This window comes from Rhodopseudomonas sp. WA056, assembly GCF_010906995.1.
Lineage (GTDB): Bacteria > Pseudomonadota > Alphaproteobacteria > Rhizobiales > Xanthobacteraceae > Rhodopseudomonas > Rhodopseudomonas palustris_G.
Window position 1 is genome coordinate 1 of the sequence record NZ_QPFS01000119.1, and the last position, 14,886, is coordinate 14,886.

Below are 14,886 nucleotides of genomic sequence, written 5' to 3' on the forward strand. Positions count from 1 at the left end.
TTTTCGGGGTCGCGCGGCACGCCCTTTCGCGCCGCGCCGGCTCCGGCGACGATTCCCATGGTTTCGGCGGCCTGCTCGCCGCCCATCACAGCGGTCTTGGCGTTGGGCCAGGAGAAGCAGAACCGCGGATGGAAGCCGCGGCCACACATGCCGTAATTGCCGGCTCCGAACGAGGCGCCGCAATAGATCGTGATCTGCGGCACGGTAGCCGAGGTCACCGCCTGGATCATCTTGGAGCCGTGCTTGATCATGCCGGCTTCCTCATAGGCGCGGCCGACGATGTAGCCGGTGGTGTTGTTGAGATACAGGATCGGGGTGCGCGATTGGCAGCAGGCCTGGATGAAGTGCGTCGCCTTGTTGGCGCCGGCCGGATCGAGCGGACCGTTATTGGTGATGATGCCGATCGCCATGCCGGCAATCCGCGCCTGGCCGACCACCGTGGCGGGGCCGTAGTTCGGCGACATCTCTGTGAAGTCGGAGTCGTCGACGATCCGCGCGATCACCTGGCGCATGTCGACCGGACGCTTGTGATCCATCGGCATGATGCCGAGCAGTTCTTCCGGATCGTACAGCGGCGGGTGATAGGTCGCGGGATCCGGCCCAGGACCAGAGCGGTCCCATGGCAGCCCGGTCATGATGTCGCGCGCGATCCGCAGCGCGTCGCGGTCGTCTTCGGCGAGGTAATCGCCGAGACCGGAGATCGAGGTGTGCATCTCGGCCCCGCCGAGCTCTTCCTCGGTGGCGATCTCGCCGGTCGCGGCCTTCAGCAGCGGCGGCCCGGCGAGGAACGCCCGGGTCCGGCCGCGCACCATCACGATGTAGTCGGACAGGCCGGTCTGATACGCGCCGCCCGCGGTCGACGAGCCGTGCGTCACCGTCACCACCGGCAGCCCAGCGGCGGACATCCGCGCCAGGTTGCGGAAAATATTGCCGCCGCGGACGAAGTCCTCGACCCGGTAGCGCAAGAGATTGGCGCCGGCACTCTCGACCAGTTGCACGAACGGCAGCTTGTTCTCCAGCGCCAGTTCCTGAATCCGCAGCGTCTTGTCGAGACCGAACGGCTGCAGCGCACCGGCATCGATCCCGGAATCGTTGGCGCTGATCATGCAGCGGATGCCGGCCACATAGCCGATGCCACCGATCACGCCGCCGCCGGGCACGCTCTTGTCGGCATTGGCCGTGTCGAACATGTAGCCGGCGAGCGTCGACAGTTCGAGGAACGGCGTGCCCGGATCGAGCACCAACGCGACGCGCTCGCGCGGCAGCAATTGCCCGCGCTTGTGGAAGCGCTCGGCGGAGGCCGACGACAGCGTCCGCGCCCGCGCCTCCAGCATCCGCATCCGCTCGATCAGCGCCAGCATGCCGTCGCGATTGGCCCTGAAGCCCTCACTCCCCGGCGCCACGGTGGATTCGATGATTGCCATTCACGTTGTCCTTGCCATCCAGAGCGCCCATCAACGGCTGCGTTCTGGAACCTCTTCGCTTCGTTGATCATTCCGGGGTGCGACCGCAGGTCGCGAACCCGGAATCTCGAAGTGCCCTTTACGTCGGGATTCCGGGTTCACGCCGCTTTGCGGCGTGCCCCGGAATGACGACAACGAGCACTCATCCGGTCTGCCCGAGCATGAAGTGATCGGTGAACGCGTTGCGCAGCTCGACCTTGCGCAGCTTACCGGTCGCGGTCATCGGCATCTCGTCGACGATGCGCAGCAGCTTCGGCACCTGGAAGCCGCCGAGATGCTTCTTGCAGTGTTCGATGATCTCGGCCTCGGTCGCCTGCGCACCGGGCTTGAGCTTGACGAAAGCCGATACCGCCTCGCCCCATTGCGGGTGCGGCAGGCCGACCACCGCGGCGTTCATCACCGCCGGATGCGCCAGCAGCGTCTCCTCGATCTTGACCGAGGCGACGTTCTCGCCGCCGGACTTGATCATGTCCTTCTTGCGGTCGAGGAACAGCACCTCGCCGTGCTCGTCGATCAGCGCCAGGTCACCGGTGTGGTGCCAGCCGAATTTTCGCGCGGCCTCGGTTGCCTCCGGATCCTTGTAATAACCGAGCATCACGTTAGGGCCGCGATGCACGATCTCACCGATCTGGCCGACGCCGAGCAGGTTCCCGGAATCGTCCATGATCGCGGTCTCGTTGACCAGCGTCGACTCGCCCCAGTAGTTGCCGAAGCGTTCGAGCTGGCGGTCCGGCTGCGACATCGTCGTCGCCGGATACATCTCGGTCTGCCCCGACGGCTGCACGAAGGTCGGACACAGCTCGGCGATCGCACGCTCCAGCAGCGGCCGCGGCATCGGCGCCATGGTGTAGATGCAGCAGCGCAGGCTGGAGAGATCGAATTCCTTGCGCCGCGGATGATCGAGGATCACCTGATACATCAGCGGCAGGCCGATGAAGACGGAGAGCTTGTCGCGCTGGATCGCCTCCATGCAGGCGACCGGATCGAAGCCGCGCATCAGCGCCATCTTGCCGCCGACGATCAGATAGGACAGCAGCACGACGTGGGCGGCGCAGTGAAACAGCGGAAACTGCCCGGTGATGCCGTCGTTGCGCGACAGGTGCATCTCGATGGCGTTGCTCATCGCCGCCATCGTCACGGCGAGGTGGCCGTGCATCGCTCCCTTCGGCCGCGAGGTGGTGCCAGAGGTGTAGATGATCATCGCCAGATCGCGGTCGTCGAACGCCACCTCGGGCTCGATCTCGGACTGGCCGTCGAGAAGCTGATCGAAGGTCGGCAGCCCGGTGTCGGCGGCCTTGCCGGCCAGATTGACAGCGATCAGTTCAATGCCGCGGGCCTCCAGCGCCGCGCGGCGTTCCGGCTGGCCGAACAGATTGTCGTCGATCACCGCGACCTTCACCTCGGCGTGGTCGAGGATGTAGCTCATGTCGTCCGGGCCGAGCATGGTGTTGATCGGTACCCAGACCAGGCCCGCCCGGTGAATGCCGAACAGCGTTTTGACGAACTCGACCGAGTTGTTGCAGATCGTCGAGATCTTCGCGCCCGGCTTCAGCCCGCGCGCCACCAGCGCGTTGGCGAAGCGGTTGGCGTCGCGTTCAAGTTCGTCGTAGCTGACCTGACGGGCGCCGTCGGTCAGCGCGATCCGGTTCGGAAACCGCTTCGCCGATTTGCGCAAGATGTCGCCGATCGCCACGCGGCCGATCCGCCCCGGTCCCGGCACACCGCCGGTCGCTTCAAGACTGGTCATGGTTTACTCCCTCGAGGTGAGGCAGCTCTTCCGGCTGCTTGATGTGCGATGCTTATCGGTTGTCATTCCGGGGCGCCGCGCAGCGGCGAACCCGGAATCTCGACGGTGGCAGAACATCTCGGGATTCCGGGCTCGCGCTTACGCGCGCCCCGGAATGACTCGTGATTAGTGCAGCACACCAAAGATCTTGCGCGCCTCTTCGGGCGAAGCGATCTCACGCCCGGCCCGCCGTGCGCAGCCGGCGATCTCTTCGATCAACTGGCCGTTCGAAGTCACCTTCTCGCCGCTCGCCAGATAGAACGTGTCTTCGAGACCAGTGCGCAGATGGCCACCGAGGTCGGCGCAGGCCTGGTGCAGCGGCCAGATCTCGGCGCGGCCGATCGCGGTGACCTGCCAATGCGCTTCGGGGCGCTTGAGCTTCAAGAGGATCGGCAGCAATTCGGGATCGGCCGGCATGCCCGAGGCGACCCCCATCACGAAGTTGTATTCGAGCGGGCCGGCATACATCCCGGTCTGCACATACATCCCGACGCAGCGCACGATTCCGACGTCGAAGCACTCGAATTCCGGAATGGTGCCGGCATCCTTCATCGCGTCGAGGAAGTCCTGAATCTTCTCGACCGAGTTGTCGAACATCATCGGCGGCCAGGCCCAGCTATTGTCGGCTTTCACTTTCAGATAGTTCAGCGAGCCGGCGTTGCAGGCGGCGATCTCCGGCCTGGTCTCGCGGATGCAGGCGAGCGGGCCCTGGTAGTTGGGGCCCGAAGTGCCGGAGGTGTGGTTGATGATGATGCCCGGGCAGGCCTCGCGGATCGCCTGTTGGATCTCGCGCGACACGCTGACATCCCAGCTCGGCAGATGCCCCTTGTCGGGGCGCTGATCGCGCAGGTGGATGTGAACGATGGCGGCGCCGGCATCGTAGGCCGCCTTGGCCTCTCGTGCCATCTGTTCAGGGGTCACCGGCACATGGTGCTGCTTCGGATCGGTCAGCACGCCGTTCAGCGAGCAGGTGATCACCGCCTTGTCGCTCATTCGCTTCCAGCCCTTTCAGGTTGCTGCTACGCCGCAAATGTTTGCGGCGCGAACCATGTTGGCTGGAATGATGCTGAGCAGGCGTCGGCGTATCTTGCGCCGACGCGCTGAGTGCGGTGGTTAGGTGCGACCGTGCCGCAATTCGCCGGCGCGCAGAGCGTGCGGATCGCTGCGCCAGATCGCCAGATCGCGCGAGCCGGAGAAGATCGCGCGCGGCTGGAGGCCGTAGAACCGCCGGATAGAGTGACTGAAATGCGTCGAGTCCGGATAGCCGATGTCCTGCGCCAGATGCGCGAGGTTGATATCGGAATTGACGAAGTGCAGCAGGTGCCGCGCCCGTTTCCAGGCGCGGAAGGCGCGAAACGACACGCCGGTCTCGTCCTTGAACAGATGCAGGAAGCGCGACTGCGACAGGTTGGCGGTGCCGGCACAATCCTCGGCCGTCACCGTGTCGGTCCCGACGTCATTGAGGCGAGCGATCGCGCGGGCGACGCGGCGGTCGATCGCGCGCGCCGGCAGCGGCTCGCCGAACACCAGGTTGTCGAATTCGGTGGTGGTGAAGCCGTCACGGCGGCCGGTCGCCACCAGTGCCTGATAGGCCTGCCGGATCCGGCTCGCCAGTGCCAACGCGCCGGCCCCGCCGATCCGAGCGCCCAGCGCAGCCATCGGCGCCGGCAGCACGGTTTCCGGCTCGATGATCAGGCTGATGATGCAGCGCGAATCCGATTCGACATTGTGCGGCAGATAAGGCGGCACGAAAGCGACTGCGCCGACCTGCTCGGGCCGGTCCTCGATCGTCACCCGCAAGGTGCCCTGCATCGAGACGTAGATCGCATAGCCGCCGCTGGTACGGCGGCGCGGGCGGCCGAGCAGGCCGGCATAAAACACGCGTTCGGGGCTGATCAGCATCAAATGTCCGGAAACCGGACAATCGTCGTTCGTCATCGGTCCTCCCGGGGCGGGTTGTCGCCCGTTCCCGCATCGTTCTGCGGCGCCCTCTTCGCGGAGCACCGCCGACAATACAGCAACCTCGGGCGTTGTCACCGGGCGAGATGACGCGGAAATTCCGTCCCGGGCGGGAAACCGCGCCGGGGGCCGGATCAGGGAGGATTCAGGCGCGCTTCGGCACCTGCTGGGCCTCGCCGGCGCGGGTTTCCGCCTCCAGCGCCCGCTGGTAGCCGTCACGCTGCTGCAGGCGGGCCCAATAGGCCGCGACGTTCGGGCCGAACTCCTTGGCGAGGCCGAGATTGCCGGCGAGCCTCAGCGCGTAGCCGATCACCACGTCGGCGGCGGTGAACCGGCCGGCGCAGAGGTATTCGCTCTGCCCGGCCGCCGCCTCGACGGCGCGCAGCCGGCCGAGGAACCACTTGGCGTAGTCCTCGACCACCTGCGGCTGGCGCCGCTCCGCCGGCTCCAGCGTGCCGTAGCGCAGCACCAGAGTCTGCGGGAAGGTCAGCGTCGCATCGGAGAAGAACATCCAGTTGAGATAAGTCCCGTAGGCCGGATCATCGACCCCGACCACCAGAGGCGTCGGCCCGTGGCGCGTGCCGAGATACTGACAGATGCCGGAGGACTCGGTCATCTTCGTCTCGCCGTCGATCATGAACGGGATGGTGCCGAGCGGATTGATCGCCAGATACTCCTTGGCGAACACCCGCGGCGGAAACGGCAGCATCTTCAGCTCGTAGTCGAGCCCCATCTCCTCCAGCATCCACAGTGGCCGGAACGACCGGGCGCCGTGGCAGTGATACAGCGTGATCATGTAGCGACCGTCGCCTCCCTTTGTCTTCGCTTTTTACCAATCACTGACCTCATGGTGAGGAGCGCGCCCTGGCGCGCGTCTCGAACCATGAGCCACACGTCGCTCACCCTTCGAGACGCCCGGCGGAGCCAGGCTCCTCAGGGTGAGGTCTTCATACGACTTACGCCTTCCCCGGCAGCGTGCCGTTCATCTTGCACAGGATGCCGAGCATCACCTCGTCGGCGCCACCGCCGATCGCGGTCAGGCGGCTGTCGCGATAGGAGCGGCTCACCAACGTCTCGTTCATGAAACCCATGCCGCCCCAGAATTGCAGGCAGGCGTCGGGAATCTCGCGGCCCAGACGGCCGGCCTTCAGCTTGGCCATCGTGGCGAGCTGGGTGACGTCTTCGCCGGCGACCAGCGCTTCGGCGGCGCGATACACCAGCGAGCGCAGCAGCTCGACCTCGGTCTGCAGCTCGGCGAGACGGAAGTGGATCACCTGGTTGTCAAGCAACGGCTTGCCGAACGCCTTGCGGCCGCGGGTGTACTCGATGGTGTTCTGGATCGTCTTCTCGTGCGCCTTGAGGCAGGCCGCCGCGCCCCACAGCCGCTCCTCCTGGAACTGCACCATCTGGTAGGTAAAGCCCTTGCCCTCCTCGCCGATCCGGTTGCGCTTCGGCACCCGCACCTCGTCGAAATAGATCTGCGCGGTGTCGGACGAGCGCATCCCGAGCTTGTCGAGCTTGCGCGCGATCGTCACGCCCTTGGTCTTCATCGGCACGCAGATCAGCGACTTGTTGCGATGCACCGGGCCCTCGCCGGTGTTGCAGAGCAGACAGATCCAGTCCGCCTGGGTGCCGTTGGTGATCCACATCTTGCCGCCGGAGATCACGTAGTCGTCGCCGTCCGATTTCGCCGTGGTCTTGATTCCTGCGACGTCCGAGCCGGCGCCGGGCTCCGACACGCCGATGCAGGCGACGTAGTCGCCGGCGATCGACGGCGCCAGAAACTCCTTGCGCAGCTCGTCGGAGCCGAACCGCGAAAGCGCCGGCGTCGCCATATCGGTCTGCACCCCGATCGCCATCGGCACACCGCCGCAATTGATCGCGCCGAGTTCCTCCGCCATCATCAGCGCATAGGAGTAATCGAGCCCCTGCCCGCCATATTCGACCGGCTTGTTCAGCCCGAGGAAGCCGAGATCGCCGAGCTTCTTGAACAGCTCGTGCGCCGGGAAGATGCCGGCGTTCTCCCACTCGTCGACGTGAGGATTGATGTCGCTCTGAATGAACTTCTGCAGAATGCGGCGCGGTTCGTCGTGGTCTTGGTTGAACAGCATTGTCTCTTCCCTGGTCATTCTTATCGGTCGTCATTCCGGGGCGCGCGCAGCGCGAGCCCGGAATCCATAATCACCGACAGGGGTTATGGATTCCGGACTTGCTCCCTTCGGTCGCAATCCGGAATGACGATCGTTGGTAAGTCACGCTCACAATCCCATCTGCCGGCTGGCGAGGTCCTTCATGATTTCCTCCGTGCCGCCGCCGATGGCGTTGACCTTGACGTCGCGATAGATCCGCTCGACCTTGACGCCGCGCATGTAGCCGGCGCCGCCGAAGATCTGCACCGCCTCGGAGGCGCAGAACGCCATCGTCTGGGTCGCCTGATTCTTCAGCATGCAGATTTCGGCGATCGGACTTTCGCCCTGATCGACCCGCCAGGCCAGCAGTTCCAGCATCGCCTGCGAGGCGGCGATCTTCTGCGCCATGTCGACCAGCTTGTGGCGGATCACCTGATGCTTCACCAGCGGCTTGCCGAAGGTGACGCGCTGCTTGGCGTAAGCGGTCGCCTCGTCGAGGCAGACCTTCGAGGCGGCGATGCAGCCGGCCGCCATCGTCAGCCGCTCGCTGTTGAAGTTCATCATGATGATCATGAAGCCGGCGCCCTCGGTGCCGAGCAGATTGCCGGCGGGCACGCGGCAGTTGTCGAAATGCAGCGTCGCGGTGTCGGACGCCCACCACCCCATCTTTTTCAGCGGGGTGCGCGTCAGCCCCGGCGTGTCGCCGGGAATCAGCAGCAGGCTGACTCCGCCCGGGCCCTCGCCGCCGGTGCGCACCGCGGTGGTGATGTAGTCGGCGCGCATCCCGGAGGTGATGAAGGTCTTCTCACCGTTGACGACGTAGTGGTCGCCGTCGCGTACCGCGCGGGTGCGCAAATTCGCGACGTCGGAGCCGCCCGACGGCTCGGTGATCGCCAGCGCCGAGATCTTCTTGCCCGCCAGAATTTCCGGCAGCACCCGGGCCTTCAACTCGGCCGAGCCGGCGCGCGCGATCGGCGGCGCGCCGATCGAGTGGCTGTTCAGGCTGGCGCTGACGCCGCCGGCCGCCGCCCGCGCCAGTTCCTGGGTGGCGACGATCCACATGAACTGATCGCACGGCGTGCCGCCGTATTCTTCCGGAAAGCCGAGGCCGAGCAGCCCGATCGCGGCGGCCTTTTCGTACAGCTCGCGCGGGAAGCCGCCGGCCTCGTCCCATTCGGTGGCGAACGGCTCGATTTCATTCTGGACGAAACGCCGGACGACGTCGCGGAACGCGACGTGGTCGGCGGTGTAGAACAGTGAGCTGGTCAATCCTAAGCACCCGCGGTCGGCTTCACGCGACGTCGAGGATGCCGGGAAAGCACGGAACCGCCTTGCGTCGAGGCGCTGGCCGCTACGCCGCGGCCGCGCCGAGCGTCACGGATGCTTCTGCTGCGCGATGTAGGCCGCCAGATCCTTGGTATCGTTGCGGCTCAGCGCCATGTTGGCCATCTTGGGATGCGGCTCGAGCAGGAAGAACGCCAGCCTCTCCTCGTTGAAGCTCGGCTGCGACGCGATCGCCGCGAACGACGGCGCCATGTCGCTGCCCTTGCGCTGCTGGTCGGAGACGACGTGACAACCGGTGCACCAGCGCTTGGCCAAGATCTCGCCGTTGCCGACATCCGACGCCCGTGCGGACGACACGCCGGCGATCAGCAGCAACGACAGGCCGAGAGTCAAAACGCGCATCGACGGTCCCTCGTCTTCTGCGAGGCGGCCGAGACCGCCGGGCAAATCACAGCAAGTTCCGCTGTTTACTTCAACCTGCGGCGAGGCGATAGATGGTCGAAGGGCGGGGATCGCGCGCAACCGCCGCCCTACCCCGCGCAGCCGGCCGCCGTTTTCTTCGGTCCCAAAAGGTGCATTATTGATCAATACAGGCCTCGCTTTGGACCTCCCGGCTCATGCTGACCGCGCAACGTGACTCGCTTCGGCTGCTCCGCGCGATCCTGATCGCCTCCGTGGTGTTGCCGGTCGCGCTGTTCAGCTATGCCGCGTGGCTGTCGTATCGTACCAACGAGGCCAATGCCGACCGCCAGATCGACAAGACACGCGACATTATCACCGAGCACGCGCTGAAGATCTTCGAGTCGGTGCAGCGCTCGATGGCGGAGACCGCGGAGATCGTCCGCGGCATGTCGGACGAGGATATCCGCGCCGCCGAACCCACGCTGCACGAGCGCCTCAAGCGGCTGGCCGGCGGCTCCGAACAAATCAAGTCGATGTGGATCTTCGACAGCACCGGCCGTCCGCTGGTCAATACCATGCAGTTCCCGTCGCCGCGGCCGGATCTGTCCGATCGCGATTACTTCCGCGCCCATCGCGACCAGGACATCGGCCTTTACGTCGGCCGGGTGCTGCAGCCGCGACCGCCGTTCGACGGCGCACCGTTTTTCAGCGTCAGCCGGCGCCGCAACACGCCGGACGGCCGCTTCGCCGGCGTGATCCAGACCTCGGTGCTGCCGGATTATTTCGAGGGATTTTACGCCAAAGTCGGTCGTGATGACGGCAGGGTGGCGTCGCTGGTCCGCGAGGACGGCGCGATCCTCGCCCGGATGCCCGAGATCGACGGCAGCGACGTGGCGGTGAAACCGGAAGGCATCGTCGGTCAGGCGATACGCGAGGGTCGCAACGAGGGGCGAATGACCACAGTGTCGTCGCTCGACGGCATCGAGCGCCGCGTCGCGTTCCGCAAGCTGCCCGACCTGCCGGTCTATGTGTTCGCCGGACTCGAGACCAGCGCGATCCGGTCGATGTGGCTGGCGCAGATCGGCGCCTATCTGCTGGTCGGCCTGCCGGCGACCGCCGCGCTGATCGCGATCGTGCTGCTGGCGATGCGGCGGACGCAGAAGCTGTACGAAGAGGCCGACCGCCGTCTCGTCGCGGAGAACGCCCTGAAGCAGGCGCAGCGGCTGGAATCGCTCGGCCGCCTCACCGGCGGGGTCGCGCACGACTTCAACAACCTGCTGATGGTGGTCGGCGGTTCGGTGCAGAAGCTGCGGCGCCGGCACAGCGACCTGCAGGACATCCGCAGCTTCGACATGATCGATTCCGCAGTCGCCAAGGGCACCGCCCTGACCCGGCAATTGCTGTCGTTCTCACGCCGGCACAATGTCGCGGCGCAAGCGGTCGATCTCGGCGATGCGGTGAACAAATTCGCCGACGTGCTGCGGCAGTCGGTACGCAGCGACATCGGCATCGTGATCGAGCCGCCCGACCAGCCGGTGGTGGTGACGATCGATCCCAACGAATTCGAGATCGCGCTGCTCAATCTCGCCCTCAACGCGCGCGACGCGATGCCCGATGGCGGCCGCATCACCATCTCGATCCACACCGAGACGCTGAAGAATTTCGGCCCGCGCCGGCTCAGCGGCAGCTACGCCATCCTGTCGTTCGCCGACACCGGCGTCGGCATCCCGGACGACATTCGCGAGCGGATCTTCGAGCCGTTCTTCACCACCAAGCCGGTCGATCGCGGCACCGGTCTCGGCCTCAGCCAGATTTACGGCTTCGTGCAGCAATCCAGCGGCGCCATCACGGTCGAGAGCGAACTCGGCCGCGGCACAAGGTTCGATCTGTTTCTGCCGCTGTCGTCGGAAACGCCGGCCCGCGAGGATTCGAAAACTCATGTGCCCGTCTTCAACGGCGAGGCGCCAAAGACTCTTCTGCTGGTCGAAGATCATCCGGACGTCGCCGCGGTCGCCGCCGATTATGCGACGCAATGCGGCTTCTCGGTCGTCCCGGCGAACTGTGCCGAAGCCGCGGTCGAGGTGCTCAACCGGCGGCAGGACATCGATCTGGTTTTCAGCGACATCGTCATGCCGGGCATGAGCGGGCTGGAACTGGCGCGGCTGATCCGAGAGCATCATCCGGAAACCCCGGTGGTGCTGGCGTCCGGCTACAGCGACCGCTCGGCGTCGGCGCTCAGCGAAGGCTTTTTGCTACTGCAAAAGCCCTACACGCTGGAAAACATGCGCGCCGCGCTGGCGCAGGCTCAGCAACAGCCTGCGACGCGACCGAAATCCTGAGCGTGCGGGCGCTGGAGCGGAGAGCCCCCGCTCCAGCGGTCGCCAGAGTTACCAGCGGCGATGGTGATGCCAGTGCCGATGATGGATCGCTCGCGGACGCAGGCCGGGCCCGTATCCGGCGCGGATCACCGGCGCTCCGTAATAGCCATAGGCGCGATACGGCCGGTAATACGAACGGGGGGCGTAGTAAACTGGACGCGGCCGATAGTAATAGCGCGGCCCGCCGTAATAGCCGGGTCCTCCGTAATAACCGGGACCGCCGTAATAGCCGACATAACGCGGGCCATAGCCGTAGCCACCGTAGTACGGACCGCCGCCGTAATAGCCGTAGCCCGGACCATAGGCATAGGCCGACGAGGCGACACCGGCGATCAGCGCACCGGCGGCGAGACCGCCGATGAGAGGCCCGATGCCGTTACGGGCTTCGGCCGGAGCCGGCGCCGCAACGGTGGCGACCGCAAGGGTCGCGACGGTCCCGAGTACCAGAGCAGTTTTCGTCATGGAGCACATCCTGTGAGCCGTTGAATGTGGTCGGTTAAACTGCAGTTTCCGGCAAAAGTTGCGGGAACCTGTGTGCCGGATCGGAATTCACGGGTAAAATCTATGTACGCTGGAGGCCAAAACCTGAACGCGCCAGTTGTCGCACCCGTCACGGCCGCTCCGGCCCATCAGGATTTCGGCGCTGACGTCTCCGCCGTGACTATACGATACTTGGTCAATTCTTCCGGTTTGAACACGAACAGCCGGTCCTTCGGGGTTTCCATCGCCCGGATCCAGACTTCCAGATCGATCCCCATCTCGCTCAGGTAGCGTTGGCAGCGCGCCGAGATCCGCTGCGCGTCGCTCATCTGGTCGCGCGGCGGCGACGCCGCGGTCTCGCCGGCGTTCACCGCGAACACCTGATGCACGCCGACCGCGGCTTTGGCGCCGACGCGGCGCTCGGTGCCGCCGAACAGCACCAGCGGACAGGACGATGCGCAGTACTTCCCGGCCTCGACTTCGGTGGCGAGCCTGTGCTCGCGGATCATGCGGCCGATCGCCAGCGCGTCGGACACCGAGCCGCCGGGCGAGTTCAGTACCACGGTCTTGATGTACTCGGCGTGGCGCGCGAGCTCCTTGCCGAACGCCTCCGCGCTTCCCGGCGTGATCGTGCCATTGGCCTGGAGACGGCCGCCGCTCAGCAGTTCGAACGTCATCGGCTTGCCGAGTGCACCGCCGGGCTGCGGCAGTGGCGTCAGGCGGTCGCCGTCCGGCAGCCACGGCGACAGGACCTCGGGCAACGACGGCAGGCTGAGCGGCGACGTCTCCCGCTGCGCGCCGCCGCTTTCCGGACCGGCGAGATCGTAGGCGAGCACGGCGACGGTGCCGACAATCAGCAGGCGGAAGATCATCCGCAGCACCGCATCGTCCGGATTGCCGGAGAGCCAGATCTGGAAACGCTGCGACAGCGTGGCCATGCGCTTACTTCGCCTGGCGCGCCGAGGCGAGCGCGGTGACGTTCTCGTCGACGGCCGCAGCCGGCTCGACGCCCGGCACCTGCGGCTGCCGCTCGGGCGCGAGCGGCGCCGCTCCGTCGCCGGCATTGCGGCTCGCCTGCTCGACCTCCCGTGCCATCTGCAGCGCCGCCATCAGCTCGGCCGCAGTCATCGACGAAGCGTGCGCCGCAGGCAGTCCCTCGCGGCGGATCGCGGCGTGGACCACACACAGGATCAACACCAGCACCGCCGGCATCAGGTCGATCGAGATCGCACCGGCCCAACTCGGAATGAAGTCGCCCGCGTAGCGCAGCACGGCCTCGGCCGGCGACATCGCCTGGAACCGGGCGGGTTCGATCTTGGGACGATCGAGGATCGCGTCGGCGGCTGCGGCGAGCGAGGCCGCCTGCGCGGCCACCGCCCCCTCCACCTTGCCGACCACCGAGGTCTGCCGGTCGGCGAGATCGACGTTGCGCCCGCTGGCCGCCGGCGCGATGAACGACGACGACAGCGAGGTCGCGGCGCGCTTCACTGCCGGCGCCACCGAGGTCTGCTGCAGATTGGCGATGACGCCCATCAGCGCCAGCGACTCGGTGGCGAAGCCGTCGCTGCGCGCGCTGATCGGGCCGCGGTCGGACACCAGCTCGCGCATCTTGGCGAGATGTTTGCCGCCTTCTTCGAACAGCGACGTCACGCGCTTGCCGGAGGCCTCGACCTCCTTGCCGAGGCTGTCGAGCTGGCTCGACATCTGGGTCAGCAACTGCACCACCGTGCCGGACCCGGCGGTGCCGGTGAGCGACCCGGCGCGCTCGGCCTCGGCCAGCTTGGCGAAGCGCGACGCCGCGATCTGGATATCCGGCAGCAGCCCCTGCGCGGCGATAGCGTTGGTGTTGGCGGCGTCGAGATCGCGCGTGTAGTCCTGCACGGTGATCGCCAGATGCTGCCGGATCGCCGCGGCGCCGGCCAATGCCGAGGCGTTGAGCCACGACGACATCGCCACGATCATCAGCGAGCCGAGCAGCATGCAGCCGAACATCAGCCAACGGCCGGCGCGATCGACCACATGCGGCATGAACTGCATCAGGAACACCCAGAAGGCGTAGATGCCGACCGACACCGCCACAGAATAGATCAACGCCGCAAAGAACACCGTGGTGGCGCTGCCGTTGAGCAGATCGCGCACGCCGAGATAGGTGTAGACGCCGGCCGCCACCGCGAGGATCGCGGTGGTCAGCTTCAGCATCACTTCGAGCCGAACCACACCGCGCGACAGCAGCAGCGAGGACGGAACCATGGACGAGGTGGACGACAAGGAAGATTGCGACGGGGAACTAGCGGCCGGAGGAGCGGCTTCGGGCATCTGGACATCCAACAGGTGCGCATGCTGCGCACGGCCAACGCCCCCGCGTTCAGGCCGACTGTTAGTTGTCGAGTTGGACCAGATTATGGTGGGGCCGCGGCGGCGCCACATCGGCGGCGGAACGACGCGGCTCAGAAGTGAGCGTTCAACCCGACCATCGCCTGGTGCCGCTCGAACTGATCGAGGTTGAGACACCGTGGATCGCCGAGCGTTCGCCTGCGACCTGCACCTGCCAGATGTCGGCCCCCTCCGAGCGTCGGCGCGAGCTCGTCGGAGAAGGTCGGACCGACGAACACCGCATCGCCGCTGAACCGGTCGAGCCCGCCGCCGCCATAGGCGCGCAGAAAGCGCAATCCCACACCCGCGATGAAGTGCGGCGCAAAAGCGTAGGACAGCGCACCGTGAAGCTGCAGTTCGGAGTCGTGCCCCCTTGCGCCGGTCGCGGGTTCCCGGGTGGTGCCAGTGGCGTACCGAACGCCGAAGGCGGCAAACAAGGGTCGCACCATTCGGGCTGACGCTGCGCCCAGCCGGGCTGGAGCCGGGTCGACGAAGGCAAACCTCGTCCCGCACACTGAATTGGACTTAAAGTTGCGAATTAATTGCACATCTCGAGCCGGCGCGCAGAATGGCGCGATCGAGGAATTTCGGCTGCATGAAGAAGTCGGCCCCGGGGCTGGCGGGGGAAGCCC

General features: G+C 66.2%; 13 protein-coding genes. 1 reads left to right on the forward strand and 12 read right to left on the reverse strand.

What is annotated here, in order from left to right:
- From DU475_RS19355 to DU475_RS19390, 8 genes are all read right to left on the reverse strand, one after another.
- On the reverse strand, positions 1-1,424 hold a 1,424-nt coding region (locus DU475_RS19355; protein ID WP_164633043.1), incomplete at its 3' end, for an acyl-CoA carboxylase subunit beta.
- 181 nt (positions 1,425-1,605) lie between these two features.
- Positions 1,606-3,210: an AMP-binding protein gene (locus tag DU475_RS19360; RefSeq protein ID WP_164633044.1), complete on the reverse strand. Its 1,605-nt coding sequence runs from the start codon at positions 3,208-3,210 to the stop codon at positions 1,606-1,608.
- A gap of 165 nt (positions 3,211-3,375) precedes the next feature.
- Positions 3,376-4,242: a beta-keto acid cleavage family enzyme gene (locus DU475_RS19365; RefSeq protein WP_164633045.1), complete on the reverse strand. Its 867-nt coding sequence runs from the start codon at positions 4,240-4,242 to the stop codon at positions 3,376-3,378.
- 120 nt (positions 4,243-4,362) lie between these two features.
- Positions 4,363-5,187 (reverse strand): helix-turn-helix transcriptional regulator, encoded by an 825-nt coding sequence (locus tag DU475_RS19370; protein WP_164633046.1) that lies wholly within the window; start codon positions 5,185-5,187, stop codon positions 4,363-4,365.
- Between the two features lie 166 nt (positions 5,188-5,353).
- Positions 5,354-6,004, reverse strand: coding sequence for a glutathione S-transferase family protein (locus tag DU475_RS19375; protein WP_013503073.1), 651 nt, complete (start codon positions 6,002-6,004; stop codon positions 5,354-5,356).
- 160 nt (positions 6,005-6,164) lie between these two features.
- On the reverse strand, positions 6,165-7,319 hold the full coding sequence (locus DU475_RS19380; RefSeq protein ID WP_164633047.1) for an acyl-CoA dehydrogenase family protein: 1,155 nt from the start codon (positions 7,317-7,319) through the stop codon (positions 6,165-6,167).
- Between the two features lie 147 nt (positions 7,320-7,466).
- Entirely contained in the window at positions 7,467-8,606 is a 1,140-nt protein-coding gene (locus DU475_RS19385; protein ID WP_013503075.1) for an acyl-CoA dehydrogenase family protein, read from the reverse strand.
- Positions 8,607-8,711: 105 nt separating this feature from the next.
- Positions 8,712-9,023, reverse strand: coding sequence for a c-type cytochrome (locus DU475_RS19390; protein ID WP_013503076.1), 312 nt, complete (start codon positions 9,021-9,023; stop codon positions 8,712-8,714).
- Positions 9,024-9,238: 215 nt separating this feature from the next.
- Here DU475_RS19390 and DU475_RS19395 point away from each other — a divergent pair, with 215 nt between their 5' ends.
- A complete protein-coding gene (locus tag DU475_RS19395; protein ID WP_164633048.1) occupies positions 9,239-11,362 on the forward strand; it encodes a hybrid sensor histidine kinase/response regulator family protein in 2,124 nt (707 codons plus the stop codon).
- 48 nt (positions 11,363-11,410) lie between these two features.
- Here the strand turns inward: DU475_RS19395 and DU475_RS19400 are convergent, their stop codons facing one another.
- From DU475_RS19400 to DU475_RS19415, 4 genes are all read right to left on the reverse strand, one after another.
- A complete protein-coding gene (locus tag DU475_RS19400) occupies positions 11,411-11,863 on the reverse strand; it encodes a hypothetical protein (protein WP_013503078.1) in 453 nt (150 codons plus the stop codon).
- Positions 11,864-12,030: 167 nt separating this feature from the next.
- Positions 12,031-12,819, reverse strand: coding sequence for a COG3904 family protein (locus DU475_RS19405; protein ID WP_164633049.1), 789 nt, complete (start codon positions 12,817-12,819; stop codon positions 12,031-12,033).
- Positions 12,820-12,823: 4 nt separating this feature from the next.
- Positions 12,824-14,197 (reverse strand): hypothetical protein, encoded by a 1,374-nt coding sequence (locus tag DU475_RS19410; protein WP_164633050.1) that lies wholly within the window; start codon positions 14,195-14,197, stop codon positions 12,824-12,826.
- A gap of 131 nt (positions 14,198-14,328) precedes the next feature.
- Positions 14,329-14,703 (reverse strand): hypothetical protein, encoded by a 375-nt coding sequence (locus tag DU475_RS19415; RefSeq protein ID WP_164633051.1) that lies wholly within the window; start codon positions 14,701-14,703, stop codon positions 14,329-14,331.
- Positions 14,704-14,886 lie beyond the last annotated feature (183 nt).

What these genes read in the sequence shown, in the direction of transcription:
- DU475_RS19365 (WP_164633045.1), bottom strand. Translation starts at nt 4,242, where the DNA reads ATGAGCGACAAGGCGGTGATCACCTGCTCGCTGAACGGCGTGCTGACC.
- DU475_RS19400 (WP_013503078.1), bottom strand. Translation starts at nt 11,863, where the DNA reads ATGACGAAAACTGCTCTGGTACTCGGGACCGTCGCGACCCTTGCGGTC.
- DU475_RS19405 (WP_164633049.1), bottom strand. Translation starts at nt 12,819, where the DNA reads ATGGCCACGCTGTCGCAGCGTTTCCAGATCTGGCTCTCCGGCAATCCG.
- DU475_RS19370 (WP_164633046.1), bottom strand. Translation starts at nt 5,187, where the DNA reads ATGACGAACGACGATTGTCCGGTTTCCGGACATTTGATGCTGATCAGC.
- DU475_RS19380 (WP_164633047.1), bottom strand. Translation starts at nt 7,319, where the DNA reads ATGCTGTTCAACCAAGACCACGACGAACCGCGCCGCATTCTGCAGAAG.
- DU475_RS19375 (WP_013503073.1), bottom strand. Translation starts at nt 6,004, where the DNA reads ATGATCACGCTGTATCACTGCCACGGCGCCCGGTCGTTCCGGCCACTG.
- DU475_RS19410 (WP_164633050.1), bottom strand. Translation starts at nt 14,197, where the DNA reads ATGCCCGAAGCCGCTCCTCCGGCCGCTAGTTCCCCGTCGCAATCTTCC.
- DU475_RS19390 (WP_013503076.1), bottom strand. Translation starts at nt 9,023, where the DNA reads ATGCGCGTTTTGACTCTCGGCCTGTCGTTGCTGCTGATCGCCGGCGTG.
- DU475_RS19395 (WP_164633048.1), top strand. Translation starts at nt 9,239, where the DNA reads ATGCTGACCGCGCAACGTGACTCGCTTCGGCTGCTCCGCGCGATCCTG.
- DU475_RS19415 (WP_164633051.1), bottom strand. Translation starts at nt 14,703, where the DNA reads ATGGTGCGACCCTTGTTTGCCGCCTTCGGCGTTCGGTACGCCACTGGC.
- DU475_RS19360 (WP_164633044.1), bottom strand. Translation starts at nt 3,210, where the DNA reads ATGACCAGTCTTGAAGCGACCGGCGGTGTGCCGGGACCGGGGCGGATC.